This window comes from Rhodococcus sp. ARC_M12 (assembly GCF_022810385.1).
In the GTDB taxonomy this organism is placed as follows: Bacteria; Actinomycetota; Actinomycetes; order Mycobacteriales; family Mycobacteriaceae; genus Rhodococcoides; species Rhodococcoides navarretei.
Genome location: NZ_JALGQI010000016.1, coordinates 95,370 through 113,940 on the forward strand (window position 1 = coordinate 95,370; position 18,571 = coordinate 113,940).

The 18,571-nt window shown below is 64.2% G+C and carries 23 protein-coding genes; 12 read left to right on the forward strand and 11 right to left on the reverse strand.

Going from position 1 to position 18,571, the window contains the following annotated elements; translation table 11 throughout:
- The first annotated feature begins 43 nt into the window (after positions 1-43).
- Positions 44-199 (forward strand): DUF6131 family protein, encoded by a 156-nt coding sequence (locus tag MTX35_RS19855; protein ID WP_243596606.1) that lies wholly within the window; start codon positions 44-46, stop codon positions 197-199.
- 412 nt (positions 200-611) lie between these two features.
- Positions 612-1,370 (forward strand): GTP pyrophosphokinase family protein, encoded by a 759-nt coding sequence (locus MTX35_RS19860; protein ID WP_374230336.1) that lies wholly within the window; start codon positions 612-614, stop codon positions 1,368-1,370.
- Positions 1,371-1,437: 67 nt separating this feature from the next.
- Here the strand turns inward: MTX35_RS19860 and MTX35_RS19865 are convergent, their stop codons facing one another.
- The gene (locus MTX35_RS19865; RefSeq protein WP_243596607.1) at positions 1,438-3,057 is read right to left on the reverse strand and encodes an MFS transporter; all 1,620 of its coding nucleotides are present in this window, start codon (positions 3,055-3,057) and stop codon (positions 1,438-1,440) included.
- A gap of 83 nt (positions 3,058-3,140) precedes the next feature.
- Here MTX35_RS19865 and MTX35_RS19870 point away from each other — a divergent pair, with 83 nt between their 5' ends.
- Positions 3,141-3,707 (forward strand): TetR family transcriptional regulator, encoded by a 567-nt coding sequence (locus MTX35_RS19870; RefSeq protein ID WP_243596608.1) that lies wholly within the window; start codon positions 3,141-3,143, stop codon positions 3,705-3,707.
- Positions 3,708-3,929: 222 nt separating this feature from the next.
- Here the strand turns inward: MTX35_RS19870 and MTX35_RS19875 are convergent, their stop codons facing one another.
- Genes MTX35_RS19875 through MTX35_RS19890 form a run of 4 tightly spaced genes read right to left on the reverse strand, consistent with a single transcriptional unit; the run spans position 3,930 to position 7,937 of the window.
- A complete protein-coding gene (locus MTX35_RS19875) occupies positions 3,930-5,249 on the reverse strand; it encodes an MFS transporter (RefSeq protein ID WP_243596609.1) in 1,320 nt (439 codons plus the stop codon).
- A complete protein-coding gene (locus tag MTX35_RS19880) occupies positions 5,246-5,794 on the reverse strand; it encodes a 3-isopropylmalate dehydratase (RefSeq protein ID WP_243596610.1) in 549 nt (182 codons plus the stop codon). The genes MTX35_RS19875 and MTX35_RS19880 overlap by 4 nt, the downstream gene beginning before the upstream one ends.
- Positions 5,791-7,065: an aconitase family protein gene (locus MTX35_RS19885; RefSeq protein ID WP_374230337.1), complete on the reverse strand. Its 1,275-nt coding sequence runs from the start codon at positions 7,063-7,065 to the stop codon at positions 5,791-5,793. Before MTX35_RS19885 ends, MTX35_RS19880 begins: the two co-directional genes overlap by 4 nt.
- Complete coding sequence (locus MTX35_RS19890) at positions 7,062-7,937, reverse strand: oxaloacetate decarboxylase (protein ID WP_374230338.1); 876 nt, start codon at positions 7,935-7,937, stop codon at positions 7,062-7,064. The genes MTX35_RS19885 and MTX35_RS19890 overlap by 4 nt, the downstream gene beginning before the upstream one ends.
- Positions 7,938-8,046: 109 nt before the next feature.
- Between MTX35_RS19890 and MTX35_RS19895 the strand changes: the two genes are divergently transcribed.
- Positions 8,047-8,853 (forward strand): IclR family transcriptional regulator, encoded by an 807-nt coding sequence (locus MTX35_RS19895; protein WP_243596612.1) that lies wholly within the window; start codon positions 8,047-8,049, stop codon positions 8,851-8,853.
- Between the two features lie 41 nt (positions 8,854-8,894).
- Here the strand turns inward: MTX35_RS19895 and MTX35_RS19900 are convergent, their stop codons facing one another.
- On the reverse strand, positions 8,895-9,728 hold the full coding sequence (locus MTX35_RS19900; RefSeq protein ID WP_243596613.1) for a DUF72 domain-containing protein: 834 nt from the start codon (positions 9,726-9,728) through the stop codon (positions 8,895-8,897).
- A gap of 94 nt (positions 9,729-9,822) precedes the next feature.
- Between MTX35_RS19900 and MTX35_RS19905 the strand changes: the two genes are divergently transcribed.
- Positions 9,823-10,932 carry a S1C family serine protease gene (locus MTX35_RS19905; RefSeq protein WP_243596614.1) on the forward strand — a complete coding sequence of 370 codons (1,110 nt, stop codon included), beginning with the start codon at positions 9,823-9,825 and terminating at the stop codon, positions 10,930-10,932.
- Between the two features lie 6 nt (positions 10,933-10,938).
- On the opposite strand, the gene MTX35_RS19910 is transcribed toward MTX35_RS19905, so the two are convergent.
- A complete protein-coding gene (locus tag MTX35_RS19910; protein ID WP_243596615.1) occupies positions 10,939-11,319 on the reverse strand; it encodes a VOC family protein in 381 nt (126 codons plus the stop codon).
- A 59-nt stretch (positions 11,320-11,378) separates the two neighbouring features.
- On the opposite strand from MTX35_RS19910, the gene MTX35_RS19915 reads away from it, so the two are divergent.
- The 5 genes from MTX35_RS19915 (at position 11,379) to MTX35_RS19935 (ending at position 14,852) form a co-directional block, all read left to right on the forward strand.
- A complete protein-coding gene (locus MTX35_RS19915; RefSeq protein ID WP_243596616.1) occupies positions 11,379-12,356 on the forward strand; it encodes an LLM class F420-dependent oxidoreductase in 978 nt (325 codons plus the stop codon).
- A 67-nt stretch (positions 12,357-12,423) separates the two neighbouring features.
- On the forward strand, positions 12,424-13,032 hold the full coding sequence (locus MTX35_RS19920) for an AIM24 family protein (RefSeq protein WP_243596676.1): 609 nt from the start codon (positions 12,424-12,426) through the stop codon (positions 13,030-13,032).
- Position 13,033: 1 nt separating this feature from the next.
- Entirely contained in the window at positions 13,034-13,711 is a 678-nt protein-coding gene (locus tag MTX35_RS19925; RefSeq protein WP_243596617.1) for an AIM24 family protein, read from the forward strand.
- A gap of 12 nt (positions 13,712-13,723) precedes the next feature.
- Entirely contained in the window at positions 13,724-14,467 is a 744-nt protein-coding gene (locus tag MTX35_RS19930; RefSeq protein ID WP_243596618.1) for an AIM24 family protein, read from the forward strand.
- A gap of 58 nt (positions 14,468-14,525) precedes the next feature.
- A complete protein-coding gene (locus MTX35_RS19935; protein WP_243596619.1) occupies positions 14,526-14,852 on the forward strand; it encodes a hypothetical protein in 327 nt (108 codons plus the stop codon).
- A 20-nt stretch (positions 14,853-14,872) separates the two neighbouring features.
- On the opposite strand, the gene MTX35_RS19940 is transcribed toward MTX35_RS19935, so the two are convergent.
- Complete coding sequence (locus MTX35_RS19940) at positions 14,873-15,370, reverse strand: SRPBCC family protein (protein ID WP_243596620.1); 498 nt, start codon at positions 15,368-15,370, stop codon at positions 14,873-14,875.
- A gap of 158 nt (positions 15,371-15,528) precedes the next feature.
- Between MTX35_RS19940 and MTX35_RS19945 the strand changes: the two genes are divergently transcribed.
- Positions 15,529-15,987 (forward strand): hypothetical protein, encoded by a 459-nt coding sequence (locus MTX35_RS19945; RefSeq protein WP_243596621.1) that lies wholly within the window; start codon positions 15,529-15,531, stop codon positions 15,985-15,987.
- Between the two features lies 1 nt (position 15,988).
- Here MTX35_RS19945 and MTX35_RS19950 read toward each other — a convergent pair whose 3' ends face one another.
- The 3 genes from MTX35_RS19950 to MTX35_RS19960 all read right to left on the reverse strand — a co-directional run bounded on the left by MTX35_RS19950 (position 15,989) and on the right by MTX35_RS19960 (position 17,684).
- A complete protein-coding gene (locus MTX35_RS19950; protein ID WP_243596622.1) occupies positions 15,989-17,137 on the reverse strand; it encodes a macrolide family glycosyltransferase in 1,149 nt (382 codons plus the stop codon).
- Positions 17,138-17,171: 34 nt separating this feature from the next.
- Complete coding sequence (locus MTX35_RS19955; RefSeq protein WP_243596623.1) at positions 17,172-17,450, reverse strand: helix-turn-helix transcriptional regulator; 279 nt, start codon at positions 17,448-17,450, stop codon at positions 17,172-17,174.
- Between the two features lie 78 nt (positions 17,451-17,528).
- Positions 17,529-17,684 carry a hypothetical protein gene (locus MTX35_RS19960; protein ID WP_243596624.1) on the reverse strand — a complete coding sequence of 52 codons (156 nt, stop codon included), beginning with the start codon at positions 17,682-17,684 and terminating at the stop codon, positions 17,529-17,531.
- Between the two features lie 299 nt (positions 17,685-17,983).
- Here MTX35_RS19960 and MTX35_RS19965 point away from each other — a divergent pair, with 299 nt between their 5' ends.
- Positions 17,984-18,571: a GNAT family N-acetyltransferase gene (locus MTX35_RS19965; protein WP_243596625.1), complete on the forward strand. Its 588-nt coding sequence runs from the start codon at positions 17,984-17,986 to the stop codon at positions 18,569-18,571.

The following is an 18,571-nucleotide window of genomic DNA, read 5'->3' on the forward strand; positions in this document are numbered from 1 at the left end:
GCAATTCGTCGGTAGCGGACTCACTTTGGCACCAGGAGTAGTCATGATCGTTCTCGGAATCATCCTCGCCCTCATCGGCTATTTTGCCGGTATTTCAATTTTGACGACTCTCGGCATCATCCTGGTGGTCGTCGGCGCGGTCCTGACGGTGCTCGGTTCGATGGGGCGCGCAGTCGGTGGCCGCAAGACGTGGTTTTGACAGACCCGTTAGAACATACGTTCGATTTCTGTTAGTCTGAGCGGGCCCCCGAAGTTGGCGATGCGGCCAGCGGAGCCACTTCGGGCGGTCCACATCGGATGGCATGGATCTCGAAGGCGGTCGCGCGCGATGGCACTCGAACCAGAGCCCGCAGCCGGTTCGCTGTACCGCGTGGGGGATCGATGGGCCGAGAGAGCGCCGACTCGATGCGGGAACGGTCATCGGCTCGTCGCCAATTCTGTTCTCGTCGGTTCGCGGGCGTGTTCGTGTGAGCTCGGGCATCACCGGACGCACCAGTGCCAGTCCTGCGGGGTCGTGAGATTCACACCGGAACTGGGCCCGTCGTGCAGTGATGCGAGCTTCGATTCTCGCGCCGCGCGCGCCCGGCCCGCCGTCGTGGACAATCGTGTCCATGAACGAGGTCATGAAGAACGGTGATGCCGAAGTCGACCTGGGTCGGCTGAGACACGATTTCACGCGATTCATGATGAGTTACAAGTTCGGGATCGACGAGCTGATCACCAAGATCAACATCCTCAAGCAGGAATTCACCCACATTCACCGGTACAGCCCCATCGAGCATGTCTCGTCGAGGTTGAAGACGCCCGAAAGCATCATCGACAAGGCCCGACGCAAGAAGTGCGCTCTGACGCTCGATGCGATCCGCGAGAGCATCTTCGACGTCGCCGGGGTCCGAATCACGTGCAGCTTCATTTCCGACACCTACCGCATCGCGGACATGCTCAGCAGCCAGACCGACATTCGGGTCGTCGAGGTCAAGGATTACATCGCGAACCCGAAACCCAACGGCTACAAGAGTTTGCACCTCATCGTCGAGATTCCGGTGTTCATGTCCGACCGCGTCCAGCCGGTGCTCGTCGAACTACAGATCCGCACCATCGCGATGGACTTCTGGGCGAGCTTGGAACACAAGATCTTCTACAAGTACCGCGGAGAGATTCCACCGACTCTGCTGGCCGAACTGACCGAGGCCGCCGAGAGCGCGAACAAGCTCGACGAGAAGATGGAGAGCCTGCACGACGAGGTGGTGGAACTGAACGGCGACACCGAGAACTCGATCGACCTCGGTGCGATGCCGCCCATGGCCCTGCCGCCGGAATTGCTGCACATGTTGCTCACGGCGCAGGCCGACGCGATCGACCCGGACTGACGACACTTTCGAAACGAAGAACCCCGCTGCTCGACGGGTGAGCAGCGGGGTTCTTGTCACTGTGGAGCTATCCGATGTGGACCGGGGTGTCTCCGACGGGCAGGTCGTCCTTCTTCGCGCGGACGAGCCCGAGCACAACCGGGCACACCAGCGCGACCAGGATCGCGGCGGTTCCGAAGGCCCAGGCGTAGCCCGATACCTCGGCCGCGAACGCGTGATCGATGGTGGCCAGCACGAAGTCGCGGATCGGCTCCGGCAACGCGGCCAGCACCTCGTCGCTGGGGACTTCCTGGCTTGCGAGGGCCTCGGCGGGTACTCCTGCGGGCGGCGTCGGCGCTGGGTTCTCGGCGAGGTAGGTGGTCTTCGACGAGGTGTACACCGTGGTGAACACTGCGGCGCCGAGTGCGCCGCCGACCTGAAGAGTGGCGTTGATCAGAGCGGATGCGGCACCCGCGTCGTGATCGGGGACGCCGATGAGCGCCACGTTCTGCATCGGCACCATCAGCAGACCGAGGCCGAGACCGAGGAGCACGACGCCGGGGAGCACGTGCGTCCAGTAGGAGGTGTCGACGCCGATCTGCGTCAGCAGGAGCAGGCCGATCGCCGAGACGACGGGGCCGACGGCCATCAGCGGCTTGGGCCCGATCTTCGGAACGAGAGCGGACGCGATCGCAGCGGTGATCAGGATGCCGCCGGTCATGGGGAGTGACGCGACGCCGGCGATCACCGGACTCATCTCGAGCACGATCTGGAAGTAGAAGGTGAGGTACAACGTGCCGCCGAGCAGTGCGGCACCGATCACCGCGGATCCGATGTATGCGGCACCGCGGTCACGGTCCAGCAGCACGCTCATCGGAAGCAACGGGTTGTCGGACTTGGTCTCGACGACGACGAACGCGGCGAGCAGAGCGAGGCCGAGCGCGATGAAGGAGATGGTGGGTACCGTCGCCCAGCCGTCTTCGGCTTCGGTGAAGCCGTAGACCAGCGATGCCAGTCCGAGTGCGACGAGGATCGCGCCTGGCAGGTCGTAGCGAGTGTCTCCGTGCGCCTTGCTTTCCTTGACCAGCGGGACAGCGGCTGCGATGGCGAAGATCGCAACGGGGATGTTGACGAGCAGGCACCAGCGCCAGTTCGCGTATTCCGTGAGTACTCCGCCGAGAAGCAGGCCGACGGCTGCGCCGCCACCGGCGATCGCTCCGAACACTCCGAATGCCTTGGCGCGTTCCTTGGTGTCGGTGAACGTGACCGTCAGGATGGCCAGTGCTGCGGGTGCGAGTAGTGCGGCGAAGACACCTTGGCCTGCGCGTGCGATGAACAGCTGCCAGCCCTCTTGGGCGAGTCCGCCGATGGCGGAGGCAACGGCGAAGCCTGCCATGCCGACGATGAACGAGCGCTTGCGTCCCCAGTAGTCGGCAATGCGTCCGCCGAGCAGCAGGAGTGCGCCGAACGACAACGCGTAGGCGGTGATGACCCAGGCGCGGCTGCTGTCGCTGATGCCCAGGTCCAGCTGTGCCTGCGGCAGCGCAATGTTGACGATCGTGCCGTCGAGCACGATCGTGAGCTGCGTGATGGCGACGATGCAGAGCACCAACCACCGGCGCTCGTAATTCGGATTCGGATCCGACGCTTCACGCTCGGAGACCTGCGACATGTTTCTACCCCACTCGTACTCGTTGATTCTGGGCACGAAAAATGTCCCGATCGAAAAGGTAAGCGATGCGGCACCGGGTGTCAAACGAACTAGTTGGTTGGCGAGGTAGGGTGGCCGCTATGAAGCCTGACGCCAGCGCAACCCGCGCCCGCATCGTCATCGCTGCCCGTGACGAGTTCTCCGAACACGGACTGGCCGGGGCCCGGGTGGATCGCATCGCGGTTGCAGCCAAGGCCAGCAAGGAACGCCTGTACGCATATTTCGGAGACAAGGAAACCCTGTTCCGGGCGGTCGTCGAGGACGGGTTCGCACGGTTCATCGACGAGGTCCCCTTCGCGGTCGACGACCTCGGCGGATACGCGGCGCGCGAATACCTGCATCTCGCCGCGCATCCCGAGGAGCACCGACTGCTGCTGTGGACTCAACTCCAGGGCGGTACGGCGACCTCGGGCACCGACGACATTCGCTCGGTCATCGCACAGCGACGCAGCGCCATGGCAGTCGCACAGCAGGAAGGTCTGATCTCCGACGCTTTCACCGTCGACGACCTGTTCACCATGATCTTCGGCATCACCTCGGCGTGGATGACCGCACCCGGCAGCGACTGCGGGCCCATCGACGACACCGAACACCAGCGTCGGGCATCGAAAATCGAGGGTGCCGTACGACGACTCTGCGCTCCGTAGCGTTGTCTATCCATCTCTAGCTTTGCTTCAAGAGTGACGAATAGTGGGGTAGTGGGGCCGGTTTTCCCGCAAACGCGCGCGCGTTCGTCACACGCGCGCGAATTCGACAACGATCCGTTGACAATTCCGAACGCGTCTGGCGATTCCGCGCGCGTCTGTCGAGTTCACCGACCCGCCCCGACCGAACTGATCGGCGCTCTGCTGACAGCAGAGCGCCGCGAGCTACACAGGAAGCTTGCTGTGGCCCGTCTCCTTGATGGTCAGTACCGTCGCAACACCGATGACGCACACGCCCATCACCCAGTACGCCGGTGACATGGCGTTGCCGGTCGATTCGACCAACTGTGCGGCCACGTACGGCGCAGTTCCGCCTGCCGCGATCGTTCCGATGTTGAAGCCCAACGACACTCCGGTGTACCGAACCGCTCGAGGAAAGAGTTCGGTGAACAGCGGGAAAGCCGGTACCTGCACCACACCGTTGAGCACCATGTACACGAAGTAGACGACGCCGACGATCAGAATGCTCGATGTGGCACCGAGAATCATGAACACCGGCAGCGCGATGATCACGTACGCCACGTAGCCGAACAGCAGTACCGGTTTGCGACCGAACCTGTCGGTGAGCATGCCGCTCAGCGGGAATGTGGCGCAGGCCAACGCAATTGCCACTGCCGACGTCCAGTACACCGAGTCCTTCGAGAACCCGAGGTCGTTGATCAGATACACGCTGAAGTAGGTCAGTCCGATGTACCCGGATCCGTTCATCGCGATCGCGATGCCGACGACGCGGAGCACCGACCACGGTTGCTTCTTCACCACGACACTCAACGGACTCTTGGCGACCTCGTTCTTGGCTGCCATCTCCTCGAACTCCGGGCTGTCCTCCAGCTTGAGCCGCACCCGGAGACACACGAACGCCAGAGGCAGAGCGAGCAGGAACGGGATGCGCCATCCCCATGACGACATCTGTTCGTCGGTCGTGATCAGAGCCACGAGCCCGACGACGGCCGCGGCGACGGCAAAGCCGAGTGTCGATCCCACCGGCGTGAAGGACCCGAAGAATCCCCGACGGTTCGGCGGTGCCGATTCCGCGATGTAGGTTGCGGCTCCGCCGATCTCACCGCCCGCCGAGAATCCCTGGGCGAGCCGGATGATGACCAGCAGAATGGGTGCCAGCACCCCGACGCTCGAGTGCGTCGGCAGCAGTCCGAGAATGCCGCAGGCGACACCCATGCACACCACGGTGATGACGAGGGCGTGCCGACGGCCCTTGCGGTCACCGAGTCGGCCGAAGAAGATTCCGCCGAGCGGACGGGCGACATAGGCGACACCGAACACGGCCAAGGTCGCGAGAATCGACACGCCGGGGCTGGTGGAGGGGAAGAACAGCGGCGCGATGATGACGGCGAGGAAGCCGTAGACCGCGAAGTCGTAGTACTCGATGAGCGTGCCGACACCTCCGGCCAGCGCAGCTCGGCGCGCGGTCGTGGTGTCCGCCTTGGGCGGTACGACTCCTGCGCGGGAGTGTTCGGTGTTCGTCATCGCGCTGATCCTTCTGTGAGTGGTTGCGTGCTTCGGTGTTCGGAGAGAAGAAGTTCGTACGAACCGCCTGCTTCGATGACGGCGACGGTTCGGGCATTCGGTGGATGACCGGTGATCGTGGTGCCGTCCTGCTTCGACACCTCGGCCCGACGCCAATCCAGTCTGACATCGTCACCGACGGCCACCGCGTCGGATATTCCGGGAATGGTGATCAGGGGCATTCCGTTGAAGGTCTCGCCCCGCCAGAATCCGGGCGAGAACGATTCCGCCACAACGGCACTGATGCCCAGGTTGCGGAGCGCCACCATCGGCGGATAGTGCGGGTGGCCGTAGCCGAAATTGCGTCCGCCGACGATGATGTCTCCCGGCCGAACTCGGTCCACGAAGTCCGGGTCGTACGCCGTCATGCACACCGACCGTAAGTGGTCTGGGTCGTAGGACTTGATGTTGGCGACACCCACGACGAGGTCGATGTCGAAGTCGTCACCGAAGATCCACGCCACACGGCCTTCGATGACCTCCGGTGGCGGCGGGTACGCGCTCATGAGCCCACCTGCGCGATCGTCCCGGCGAGGGCGCTGGCCGCGACGGTGAAGGGCGAACCCATATAGATGTTGGCGTCGGAGCTACCCATCCGGCCGGAGATGTTGAGCACCCCGGTGGAAATGCAGTTCTCGCCGGCCGCCAACGGCTTCTGGTATCCGAAGCAGAAGTCGCAGCTCGACACCGCGATGTGCGCGCCCGCCGACCTCAGGATGTCCAGCAGCCCTTCGCTTTCTGCTTGATCGTGCACTTTCTGCGAGGTCGGCACGACGTTCAACTCGACGCCGGGAGCGACGGTCCGGCCGTCGAGCACCAGAGCCGCCGCACGCAGATCCTCGATACGACCGCTGGCGCAGGATCCTATGAAGGCCTTGGTGATCGGGATACCGGCGAGGTCGGCAGCGGTGTGGGTGTTCGCTGCCCGGGCCGATCCGGGCTGCACCACCTGCGGGACGATGGTCGACAGGTCGATGGTGTGGCGGGCTGCGTAGGCCGCCCCCTCATCGGGGAGGACGGGGGTGAACTCTGCGCGCGCGACATCACGGGCGTAGGCGAGCGAGAGTTCGTCGGGCTCGAATATCGCCGATACCGCGCCGGTGAACATCGCCATCCCGCACAGCCCCTGCCGGTGGTCGATCTTCATCGATCGCGCTCCGGGGCCACCGAACTCCATGACCTGGTGGGCACATCCATCGGCTCCGACCAGGTCGATGATCGTGTGCACGAGATCGCGACTGTCGACGCCGGGACCGAACTCACCCACGAGGTCGAACCGGGTGGTGGCCGGAATGTCCACGTACAGCTGACCCGTCACCCAGGCCTCGATCAGATCGCGGCGAATGCCCCAACCCAGTGCGCCGAAGGCACCGATTCCGCTGATGTGCCCGTCGAAGTGGACGAGGAAGTCGCCTGGGGTCGCCAGACCGAGCTCGGCGGTCAATTGATGTCCGATGCCACGACCCTCGTGCAGCTCGATGCCGTAGAACTCGCACCAATCTCGCGTGACCTGGTGCACCTCTTGTTCTTTGGCATTCTTCTTGGTGAGCATGTGGTCGATGAAGACGACGTACCGGGATGGGTCGACGAGTTCGGTGATGCCGAAGTCCTCGCGCATCTGCCGAAACATCACGTCGGTGTAGCCGGGGAAGTCGTAGGCGATCATGCGAGCGGGCCGGACAGCGTGATTCTCCCCGGCGTGCACCACCTCGGCGTCACAGGTTCGGCCGAGGATTTTCTCGACCATCGTCAATGCATCGGAGCTCATCTCGGTCATACGTTCGTCTCGGAGGGCAGGTACTTGCGTTGCGCTGCTTCGACTTCCGGAAAGCCGATGAGGTCGACGAACTCGCTGTGCTGCAGTGCGTCTGCACTGACATCGGCCGGCGCTTCGCCGCCGGCCAGGCGGCGCAGAGCCTCACGAGCGGCTCCGGTGGCGGCCATCAGCACCTGTGTGGGCAGGAGAGCGAGTCGAACGCCGATCTGCTGCAACACCTCCGGGGTGAACTCGCGCTCCGTCCACGTCGACGCGGTCAACGTCGCCATCAGCGGGACGCCCACCTCGTCGTGACAGCGCGCCCACTCCTCGGCGGTCTCGAACGTCTTCGTGACCGGCATGATCATGTCGGCCCCGGCGTCGACGTACGCGGTGGCGCGTCGGATCGCGTCGTCGCCCCGCGCATCGGTGCGGGCGATCATCAGGACGTGATCCGGAAGCGAATCCCGGACGGCCCGTACTTTGCCCGACGCTTCCTCGACGCTGATCAGGTCCACCGGCTCGCCCACGCAGATGGGGCACTTCTTGGGCGAGAGCTGGTCTTCCATGAAGACGCCCTGAACACCCGCGGCGGCGAATCGGCCTGCGGTCCGCGCTGCGTTCACCGCGTTGCCGTAGCCGGTGTCGATGTCTGCGACCAGCGGCAACGAGGATGCTTCGCCGATGGTGCGCACGGCCTGGAGGTTCTCGGTCATCGTGTAGAGCTCGGCGTCGGGCAGTCCGAGGGCGGCCGACACGGCGAAGCCGGAGGCGCACAGGGCCGAGAACCCGGCCTGCTCGGCGAGCTTGGCGGTCAGCCCGTCCCACACGCCGGGGGCGTACACGAGGCCCTGTTCGGTCAGTTCCCTGAGTGTCGCAGTCATACACACCATCCATTTCGTATTGCGGAACGCATTCCGAAACTAGAGTGGTGGCGATCACAAGTCAAGAGGGGTTCGTAGGATGGCGGCAGCACTTCCCAGTCCGATCGAAGGAGCACACGTGGCATCGCCCACCGAGTCCGACGCCCACGCCGGCCGCGACATCGTCGGCGCGGTGGTCAAGGCGTGCAGGCTGCTCGAGCACTTCGACACTTCACATCCGGTGTGGACCCTGAACGACCTGACGACAGCAAGTCGAATGAACAAGACCACCGTGCACCGGCTGATGACCACGATGATCCACGCGGGCTGGGTGGACCGAACGTCCGAGGGCTCGTACCGAATCGCCATGCCCGTGTTCGAGATCGGATCGTCGGCACTGACCCAGCTCGACATTCGCGGAGCCGCGCAACCGTATCTGTCGGAGATTGCCGAAAAATTCGGCGACACTGCATATCTCATGGTCCCTGCAGACGAGGGAGCCGTCTGCATCGATCGCCACGAAGGGAGTAATCCCCTTGTCGTCGCGGGCATTTCGATCGGTTCGGTACTGCCGTATCACGCGACCGCAGGCCCTATGGCCATGCTGGCGTTCTCCGCTCGGATTCGCGACCGCTGGCTCACCGACGACCTACCTGCGTTCACGGATCGAACACCGACCGCGCCGGACGAGCTACTGACACGTCTCGAACAGATCCGATCGCAGGGGTACGCGCTGAGCAACTCGGACTACCTCTCCGGCGTCGCGGCCGTCGGAGCACCGATCCTCGGGCGGGACGGGGTGGTCGTTGCATCGATCAGCGTGGGCGGCCGAGCAGAGACATTCGAGGGCGACGCGCTGCGCGAGAAGGTGGCCACGGTCCTGGCGTCCGCCGCGAGCTTGTCCCGAGTGGCAGAAGCGCTACCTGCGTCCGGGCATACTCTGTGATCTATTCGCAAATCTAGAAGATAACGTAGAGAACCGAATACTCACCTACCGATGCGCTCGATCAGCTTCATTGCGTCGAAGGGTGCGTATCCCTTGATGTCGTTGTCGAAGTACACGTGGACGTCGCGGCCCGTGGCCGTCCAGTCCGAGATCTTCGCGGCCCATCGATCCAGCGCCGCATCCGTGTAGCCGCTGGCATACAGCTCCTCGTCGCCGTGCAGGCGGGCGTACATGAAGTCGGCTGTCGGAGTGTCGACGTACGGGTACTTGCCTGCGGTGTCGGCGACAACGAACGCAATATCGTTCTCTCGCAACAGTTGTACGGCCTCGTCGGTGGCGAAGCTCTGGTGCCGAGCCTCCACACAGTGCCGCAGGACCCGAGACGACGGGGACGGCAACAACACTCGATCCTCGGCCAACTTGTCGTCGCGAGACTCGGCCAGAGTGACTGCAGCAGAGACTGTTCGGGGCAACATTGCGAAGAAATCCGACACCTTCTGCGCGTCGAACTCGAGGTTCGGCGGCAACTGCCACAGGAATGGTCCGAGCTTGTCGCCCAGCGTCAATACCCCGGTGGCAAAGAAATTCGCGAGTGCCGCCTCGACGCCGACGAGCCGCTTGATGTGGGTGACGTAGCGACCGCCTTTGATGGAGAACACGAAGTCGTCCGGCGTCTCGTCGTGCCACTTGGTGAAGCTCGACGGCTTCTGCATCGCATAGAACGTGCCGTTGATCTCGATCGACGATAGTTGTTCCGACGCGTACCCGAGCTCCTTGCGATGCGCCAGGCCCGCCGGATAGAAATCTCCTCGCCAGGGTGCGTACGTCCAACCGGAGATGCCGATGAGGACTCGAGGTCGATGCGACGCGGGCATGAGCAGACTGTAGACGGGCGCACCGAGAGGTACCGCTGGCCATGATCGTCAACTGACTGGCACCGCGATCGCCACCGGACCATAATCGGTTCCTATGCAGTCGGGTGGCCGAGCGTTCGTACTGACGCTGGTCGCTGCCGGTGCATGGCTGTTCGCCACACCGCTCGGTCCAGGGGTGCTGGGTATCGACAGCCCGATCCAGGAACCCGCGCCGGCATCTGCACCCGTCGTCGAACCGCCACCACTGACCCTCGACGAACTCTCGGCTCGCGTCGATCCCACCGTCGTCACCCTCGCGGCGTCGGCCGGTTTTTCCGGCGTCGCGGGCACCGGCTTCGTCGTCGCCCCCGACGGGATCGTGCTCACCAACTTCCACGTCGTCGAAAACGCCACCGAGATCAGCGCAGTGCACATGGGCAACGGACTGATCTACGACGCCACCGTGTTGGGTTACGACAAGTCCCGCGACGTGGCAGTCGTGCAGTTGATCACCGCGGCCGACCTGCCAGTGGTCGAGCTTGCACCGGACCCACTTCCCGACGTGGGCGACGCGGTGGTGGCCGTCGGGAATGCGTCGGGCGCAGGGGTATTGGTTCCTGCACCGGGCGCGGTCACGGCTCTCGATCAGCAGGTACGTACGCGCAGTTCGGTGGACGGTTCGGCGAACACGCTCGACAAGATGATTCGCGTCGATGCCGATGTGCGAGCTGGGGATTCGGGCGGGCCACTGTTCGACGCCTGGGGCCGAGTGGTGGGCGTGAACACCGCGGGGCTGTCGGACGAGGCGCGAAACGGCACCGAGTTCTCACCGCCGCAGGCACCCGAGGCCTATGCGGTCCCCATCTCCGAGGCGGTCGCTGTGCTCGATCAAGTGGTCGCCGGGCAGTCGGGCGGCACGGTCCATGTGGGCCCCACACCGTATTTCGGAGTCTCGGTACGCGATGTGTCGGTCTTCGAGAACAAGCCGGCAATGGGGGCGGCCGTGGTCTCGGTGACCTCCGATTCCCCGGCGGAGGCGCTGGGACTGTCTGCGGGAGACGTGATCGTGAGGTTCGACGGCGCGGAGATCGGATCGTCACCGGATCTGTCGGAGGCGCTACTCGGCCGTCGCCCAGATGATTCCGCCGTCGTCGAATGGGTCGACGACACGGGTGTAACCAGCTCCGGCACAGTCACACTCGCCGCCGGAACCCCGACTGCGTAGGGGTCGTCAATCCTGCAGCACCGACATCACATTGCCCGCCGGGTCCGTGAACCAGGCGATCAACGGGCCGCCGTGTCGAAAGATTCCCTTCTCGTCGGTGCCCATGTCCGGATACTGTTGGAACACCACCCCTTTGGCGATCAATGCATCGACTGCGGCCTCGATGTCGGCCACCGGGAAGTTGAGAATCGTGTACTGCGCGGGCACGTGCCCGGGGCGCGGATAGATCAGCACGATCGCCCCGGTCCCGAGGTGCAGCTCGAGCATCCCCATCTCGTTCTCGGTGACCGTCAGACCAAGAGTCTCGGCGTAGAAGGCCCGAGCTAGGGGTAGGTCGTCGACTGCGAATCCGGAGAACGGCTGCCTGGTCAGCTCCAAGGATGTCATCGTCGAATTATCGCGCTCTCGCGCATGCCACGGGCCGATATCCGAGTAGCGTGGCTCTCGTGACTATTCGCCTCGGTTACCAGATGCCCAACTTCAGCTACGACGGTTCGGTCGCAGAACTCTTTCCCCAGGTCATCGCGCAGGCGCGCGAGGCCGAAGCGGCCGGTTTCGACACCGCATTCGTGATGGATCACTTCTACCAACTTCCCGGAATCGGCAAGCCCGACGAGCCGATGCTCGAGGCCTACTCCGCCCTGTCGGCGCTCGCGACGGCCACCGACACCATCCAGCTCTCCGCGCTGGTCACCGGCAACACCTACCGCAACCCGGCGATCCTTGCCAAGACCGTCACCACACTGGACGTGGTCAGCGGCGGGCGCGCGATCCTCGGCATCGGTGCCGGCTGGTTCGAGCTCGAGCACCAGAGCTTCGGACTCGAATTCGGCACCTTCACCGACCGTTTCGAGCGACTCGACGAGGCTCTGCAGATCATCGAGCCGATGCTCCGCGGCCAGCGCCCGACGTTCGACGGCCTCTGGTACCAGGTCGAGAACGCGATGAACGAGCCGCGTATCCGCGATGATCTGCCGATCATGCTCGGCGGTGGCGGCGAGAAGAAGACGTTCGGCCTGGCCGCTCAATTCGCGGATCATCTCAACATCATCTGCGACGCCAACGAACTGCCGCGAAAGATGGCTGCCGTGCAGGCCCGATGCGAGGAGGTCGACCGCGACCCCAAGGACCTCGAAACGAGCTTCCTCGCCTTCGTCATCGTCGACGAGGACGGCGACAAGGCCAAGGAGTTGCAGCGCGAGTTCGTACTCAAGCAGGGCCTCGATCTGACGAACCTGTCGGAAGAGGACGCGGCGAAGGCCACCGATCGCCACTTCTGCGGAACCCCCGACGACGTCGCCGAGCAGGTGCAGAAGCGCGTCCTCGATCAGGGCGTCGACGGCATCATCATCAACCTGATCACCAACGGACACCAGCCGGGAGCCGTCGAACTGGCAGGTAAAGCCCTGAAGCCGCTCGTCTAGATATTTTCTCCAGCAGTAGCCGCGGGGGCGCGTGCAGTGGCATAGTTCCCCCGTGGCTCAGCTGAGGATGAACGGGCACCGCGTCTTGGTCGCCGACCTGACCGGCGACTCCCTGCGCGCAATGTCGGGCTCGATGGTGGCGTACGAGGGCGATGTCGCCTTCAAGAGCGCAGGCATGGGTGGTGGCGGAGGATTCCGCGCCGCACTCAAGCAGAAGGTGACCGGCGAGTCGCTGTCGCTGATGGACGTGTCCGGCAAGGGCACCGTCTACTTCGCCGTCGACGCTCAGGACATCACTCTCGTCGAGGTCCAGGGCGACAACCTCCACGTCGAATCGTCCCAATTGCTGGCTCTCACAGGGCAATTGAAGACGGACATAAAATTCTCCGGCTTGCGCGGCGCGAGTTCCGGCCAGGGATTGTTCACCACCGTCGTCAGCGGAACCGGCACCGTGGCATTGCTGTCCAAGGGTGGGCCCATCATCGCCCTCGCCGTCGATCCGCAGTACCCACTCGTCGTCGATCCCGACGCTTTCGTCGCCCATCGCGGTCAGCTGAATCAGAGCTTCGTCACCGACGTCACGTGGCGGTCCGCCATCGGCGGCGGCAGCGGCGAGGCATTCTCTCTCCGCTTCGACGGCCAGGGCGTCGTCTACATCCAACCCGAGGAGCGCTGACGTGCCGCTCGAACTCGTCAACAGCAAAGTCGTGAAATCCGTTCTGGCACCGAATCAGAACGTGCTCGCGCGTCGGGGATCGATGCTCTACTACACCGGCGACGTCCGGTTCGTTCCGCACTCGATGGGCGGCTCGGCCGGAGCCATGCCGGGCATGGGCGGCGTCGCCGGCATGGCCGGGCGGATGATGGCAGGCGAGCACGTAGCGATGATGGCCGCCGAGGGGCAGGGCGAGGTCTTCTACGGCCACGCCGGGTTGTACATCGAGGTGATCCACCTCGACGGTTCGTCGATGCTCACCGTCGAAGCCGATCGACTCCTGGTGCACGACGGCTACCTGCAGAGCTCCATCGTGGCCCTGACCTCCCAGGGCGGCGTCCGCGGAGCGGTGCGCGGCGCGATGACCGGGCAGGGTCTGTTCACGACACAACTGACCGGCCAGGGCAGCGTCGCGGTTCTCTCGCACGGCGGAGCGACACCGTTGCAGGTCGGGCCCGATCACCCTCAGGTCGTGGTGGATCCGCAGGCGTACGTCTGCCACATCGGCAACATCAACGTCGAGATCTCCGCGAACGTCGGGTGGCGCGACGCCGTCGGCAAAGGTAGCGGCGAGGCGATCCAGTTGAAGATGACCGGCATGGGCACCGTGTGGGTGCAGGCGTCCGAGCAGAAGTTCTAGGAGGGACACCCCATGGGTCTGGACATTCACACCCCGCACACGCTGCCGGTCAACGACAACGTCCCCGGCAACGACTACGCGTTCTGCGTCGAGCTCGCCGGCCAGCCGTGGTTCACGTCGAAGGGCGCGATGATCGCGTACTACGGCAATGTTCGCTTCGAACCGCTCGGGCAGACGTCGATGCCCGCCATCGTCGCCGCACGGTTCTCGTCTCCGCTGTACTCGAACGACTGGGTGCTCGCGCAGGGTCAGGGCAAGCTGATCCTCGGCGACCGTGGGTTCAACATCAACAGCTACGACCTCGACGACGGCAACCTCACCATCCGGGCCGCGAATCTCCTTGCGTTCGAGCCGACTCTGGATCTCAAGCAGTCCATCGTTCCGGGATTCCTGACTCTGCTCGGCACCGGCAAGTTCCTGGCGTCATCGAACGGCCCGGTCATGTTCGCCGAGCCGCCGCTGCGCATCGACCCGGAAGCCCTTGTCGGATGGGCAGATTGCCCGTCGCCGTCGCATCACTTCGACGCCGACTGGATGCAGAACTTCCTCGGTGCAGCCCGCGGATTCCTCGGTGCCAACAGCGGCGAGGAGCGTCAGTTCGACTTCACCGGTGCCGGCACAGTGCTGATCCAGTCGAGCGAGAAGGTCCTCGACGACACGCACCTGTTGCGCTACGTCGAATCGCAGACGGTCTCGCTCGGCCAGAACTCACTGCGAGCGCTGCACAACACCATCGGTGCCCGGCTACAGCAATAGCTTCTCGCCCGTTCGGAGAAAACGCGCATACTGGAGGAACACCTGAGGAGGTACAGCCATGGCCAACCAAGGACCCTTCGGATTCGGATCCGACGACTTCGACAAGTTCGCCCGTGAGGCCACCGAGGGGCTGCGTGAGGTGGTCGGCTCACTGTTCGCCTCCGGTGCCGGGGCACCCAAAGCTCCGCCGGAGCCCGAAACCACAGGTCAGAAGGGCGACGGCGTCTGGGCGATCTACAGCGTCGACGACGCCGGATCACCCCAGATCGATCAGCTCTACGCCACCGAACTCGATGCCCTCCGGGCACACAAGGACAACACCGACCCGCGTCGACGCGTCCGATTTCTGCCCTACGGCGTGAGCGTCAGCGTTCTGGAGGACTGAATCGGGTGCACGCGGCCGCGCTAGGCGCGGCTGGCTGCACCGGATTCACGCATGCTCGACGCCAACGCCGCCAGCGACGCGTCGAGGAACGCCTCCGGTACCGCCGGCAGTCCACCGACGTGGGCGCGGGTGGCCTCCGGGGTATCGGTCCAGTCGTAGGTGAGGGTCACTGTCGTGCCTTCGTCCGCCGCCGCCAGGTCGTAGCGCCACCACCAGCCCCCATGGTCCACGGATCCATCGTCCGTACGCGCTCCCGGCAACCATGCGATCGTTCGATCCTGCACGTAGGCGATAACCAGGTTGTGCACCACATAGTGGCCGCCCGCAACCTCGTGAAACATGTTGACGGCGAACACCTGTCCCAGCGCAGTGATCCGATCCGTGTCCACCGCCGAGCGCACCCAGTCGCCGGGTTCGGTGTCCTGATGTCGGTCGGGATCGGTCAGAACAGCAAAGATCTGCGCCGGGCTCGCGGCAATCGTTCGACTCACGACGAGACATTCCCGGGCGGCGTTCATGCGCCGCGGACAGCGTAGGTGATGGTTGCACTGGCAGAAGTCATGATGAATGTGCTCATGCAGGGACAGACTCCTCCGGACACCGAATCTCACCGGCACCGAGTTCACGGTCGGTATCGTGGTCCCGTCACCCCGAGAACGCAAGGATGCGACACCGAATGTCCTCGATACCAGAGTCCATCTCGATCCCCCTGGGACAACCCGTGTTCGTGCAGGCACTTCGCTACACGGCGTTGTTCGACCAGAAGCCGTTCGCCGAGGCCCTTCTGATCTACACCGACAACGGCGCGTACAAGATCATGTCGCCGGGCGAGGATCATTACGGCAGCTACGTCTCGTACACCGACGTCGCGGCAAACCCGCAGCACGTGATCTTCCTGTCGTGGCCGTCGGAGGATTGGGGCCGCAACGTCGCTTCTCACACGTTGACGTTCAATCCCGATTCCGCGGCATTCACTCAGGTGCTCGTCTTGCCCGGCAACCCGGTGCCTCGCTCCCAGTACGGATACGCGCTGCCCACTCCCGATCCGCAGAGCGTCGACATGACGGCATCCTGGGACCGGGTTCGCGAGACCTACGCCGAGACCTTCGAGGAGCTACGCGCACTCGCTACGTGACCTACCGGCGAAACGCTTCCACCGCATCAGCCGCCTGTTCGACGCCACCGTGTGCCCGCACCTCAGCTCTCACCTCCGATGCGCGCGATCCCAATTGCCGAGCCTCGGCAACCGCGTCGGCGAGGCTCGCAGCCGTCACTTTCTCGAATTCGAGGTGCACGCCGACCCCGAGTTCGGCAAGCATCGCGGCGTTGCCGAATTGATCGACCGCCTGTGGCACGGCAACGGTCGGGACGCCGAACCACAGTGCCTCGGTACAACCACCCATTCCGGCGTGGGTGATGAAGACCGTGGCCGAATCGAGCACGGCGAGCTGCGGAACATGTTCGTGTACTTCGATATTCGCAGGCAGCGCGCCGAGCGCGACGGGGTCGACGCGTCGGCCGATGGAGATCACCACGTGCCAGTCCGTGTTCCCGAACGTCTCGATGCACAGTCGGTAGAACGCGGGTCGCTCGTTGTAGCCCGTACCGAACGAGATGTACAGGAGCGGCCCGTCGGGTGCGGTCCAGCTGCGATCGTTCAGGCGTACCGGGTCGAGGCACGGTCCGACGAACTGCACCGTCTCTGCCACCCGATCCGCGTTGGGCTGCATCACTTTCGGGATCAGCGACAGACAGTGCTGCGGATATGTGATCCACTCCCAGGGATCGGCGTCGATGTCGTTCTCTCGCAACCATTCTGCATAGGTGTCGCGATATACGACACCGGTCGGCGACTCGCGGATGGAGGTCATCCCATCACCGAGATCCTCGGCGTATCCGTCCCACGCCACGTACGTCGGCGAGAGTTGCACGGCAGGTACCCCGTAGCGCACACCGAGGACGGGTGCCGTCATGCCGCCGATGTCGTACAGGAACAGATCCGGCTGATCGTCGTCGTAGAACGCAGTGAGTATCGGGAAGGACTCGATCGCCTCGTCGAGGAACACCTGCATCGCCGACGCCGGATCATCCGGCCACGAAGACTCTCCGTCGGGAAGTATCGAGGAGAACGAGACCACCTCGACACCTGCGGGTTCGACCACGTGTCGCAGCGACTCACCGACGGCATAGGTGACGCGATGCCCGCGCCGGACCAACTCGGCAATCACGGCCAGCGATGGGTAGATATGGCTGGGAGCGGTCGTGCCGATCATGGCGATGTGCATGATTCCCACCGTAGAGCGCACATGGCGCTGCGAGCTAGTGGATTTCGTTCGCGATCAGATCCAGCAGGCCCGGGAATCGTTCGTTCAGCTCCTTGCGTCGCAGCGTCACTTTGCGACTGTTGCCGCGATCGACCTGGAATACCAGACCCGCCTCGCGTAGCACTCGAAAGTGATGCGTAACAGTCGATTTTCTGACGCCGAGCTCGAACGACATGCAGGTTCGCTCGGCTCCGTCGTCGTCGCCGACGAGTTCGGTGACCACCTTGCGGCGCAGTGGATCCGCCAGCGCCGACATCACCGCCCCGAGGTGCATTTCCTCGAGCTCCGGATGCCCGTTCTCGATCGGCGTGGAGTGTTCGCCGCTCAGGCATCGACACTGCGGGATTTCGGCCTACTGCGCAACCGCCGCTTCCTCGCCCTGTGCCTGGTCCCGGTCGCCGGAGCCATCGGCTTCGTCACGCTTCTCACCTATCTGCCCGCTGCGCTCAGCGGTGCCGATCGCTCCGTTGGCGGTCGCCAGGTCGCTCACCGCCTTCGAGTCCGTCACCCCGGACCGAGTGATCCTGACAAGCCTCGGATTCCTGGTTCTCGGCACTCTCGGCATGCTGGCCCTGCAACCCGGCGTCCCGCTCGCCGCCGTCGTGGTCCCGATGATCCTGTTGGGGCTGGGCTTCGGACTCCCGATCGGCCTGGTCGACGGCGAAGCCTTCGCCGCAGTTCCAGCGCACAGCAGCGGCACCGCAGCAGGAGTACTCAATCTCTTCCGCATCCGTAGCGAGGCCGTGGTCGCCTCGGCGGCGATCATTGCGCTTTCCCGTAGCGGGAGATCCGACGTATCGTCGGCGAATGTCCTTTCTGCAACCGGTGACCCTCGTCGACGATCTCGTGACCCTCGAACCGCTGAGCCACGATCACCTCGAAGGTCTGTGCGACGCGGCCCGCGACGGTGAGTTGTGGAAGCTCTGGTACACCAGCGTGCCGAAGCCCGAGGAGATGGCGGCGGAGATAGATCGGCGACTCGGATTGCTCGACGCAGGCACCATGCTTCCGTTCACACTGCGCCGCAACGACACCGGGCAGATCATCGGCGCGACAACCTTCTGCAACGCGGACGCGAACAACCGTCGCGTCGAGATCGGATACACCTGGAATGCCCGCTCCGCGCACGGAACCGGGACCAATGCCGCGAGCAAGCTGCTACTACTGACCCATGCTTTCGAGGAACTGAAGTGCATCGCCGTCGAGTTCCGCACCCACTGGATGAACCTGCAATCGCGGACGGCGATCGCGAAACTGGGCGCGAAGCAGGACGGGATTCTGCGCAATCATCAACGCATGGCCGACGGTTCACTGCGCGATACCGTCGTGTTCTCGATCATAGAATCCGAATGGCCCACCGTCCGCAACGAACTCCGCAGGCGAACCGCACGGTAG

What these genes read in the sequence shown, in the direction of transcription:
- MTX35_RS19940 (WP_243596620.1), bottom strand. Translation starts at nt 15,370, where the DNA reads ATGAACGCCGCCCGGGAATGTCTCGTCGTGAGTCGAACGATTGCCGCG.
- MTX35_RS19880 (WP_243596610.1), bottom strand. Translation starts at nt 5,794, where the DNA reads ATGAGCGCGTACCCGCCGCCACCGGAGGTCATCGAAGGCCGTGTGGCG.
- MTX35_RS19910 (WP_243596615.1), bottom strand. Translation starts at nt 11,319, where the DNA reads ATGACATCCTTGGAGCTGACCAGGCAGCCGTTCTCCGGATTCGCAGTC.
- MTX35_RS19905 (WP_243596614.1), top strand. Translation starts at nt 9,823, where the DNA reads ATGCAGTCGGGTGGCCGAGCGTTCGTACTGACGCTGGTCGCTGCCGGT.
- MTX35_RS19920 (WP_243596676.1), top strand. Translation starts at nt 12,424, where the DNA reads ATGAACGGGCACCGCGTCTTGGTCGCCGACCTGACCGGCGACTCCCTG.
- MTX35_RS19870 (WP_243596608.1), top strand. Translation starts at nt 3,141, where the DNA reads ATGAAGCCTGACGCCAGCGCAACCCGCGCCCGCATCGTCATCGCTGCC.
- MTX35_RS19935 (WP_243596619.1), top strand. Translation starts at nt 14,526, where the DNA reads ATGGCCAACCAAGGACCCTTCGGATTCGGATCCGACGACTTCGACAAG.
- MTX35_RS19945 (WP_243596621.1), top strand. Translation starts at nt 15,529, where the DNA reads ATGTCCTCGATACCAGAGTCCATCTCGATCCCCCTGGGACAACCCGTG.
- MTX35_RS19965 (WP_243596625.1), top strand. Translation starts at nt 17,984, where the DNA reads ATGTCCTTTCTGCAACCGGTGACCCTCGTCGACGATCTCGTGACCCTC.
- MTX35_RS19890 (WP_374230338.1), bottom strand. Translation starts at nt 7,937, where the DNA reads ATGGTGTGTATGACTGCGACACTCAGGGAACTGACCGAACAGGGCCTC.
- MTX35_RS19900 (WP_243596613.1), bottom strand. Translation starts at nt 9,728, where the DNA reads ATGCCCGCGTCGCATCGACCTCGAGTCCTCATCGGCATCTCCGGTTGG.
- MTX35_RS19855 (WP_243596606.1), top strand. Translation starts at nt 44, where the DNA reads ATGATCGTTCTCGGAATCATCCTCGCCCTCATCGGCTATTTTGCCGGT.
- MTX35_RS19930 (WP_243596618.1), top strand. Translation starts at nt 13,724, where the DNA reads ATGGGTCTGGACATTCACACCCCGCACACGCTGCCGGTCAACGACAAC.
- MTX35_RS19885 (WP_374230337.1), bottom strand. Translation starts at nt 7,065, where the DNA reads ATGACCGAGATGAGCTCCGATGCATTGACGATGGTCGAGAAAATCCTC.
- MTX35_RS19950 (WP_243596622.1), bottom strand. Translation starts at nt 17,137, where the DNA reads ATGCACATCGCCATGATCGGCACGACCGCTCCCAGCCATATCTACCCA.
- MTX35_RS19875 (WP_243596609.1), bottom strand. Translation starts at nt 5,249, where the DNA reads ATGACGAACACCGAACACTCCCGCGCAGGAGTCGTACCGCCCAAGGCG.
- MTX35_RS19860 (WP_374230336.1), top strand. Translation starts at nt 612, where the DNA reads ATGAACGAGGTCATGAAGAACGGTGATGCCGAAGTCGACCTGGGTCGG.
- MTX35_RS19955 (WP_243596623.1), bottom strand. Translation starts at nt 17,450, where the DNA reads ATGCACCTCGGGGCGGTGATGTCGGCGCTGGCGGATCCACTGCGCCGC.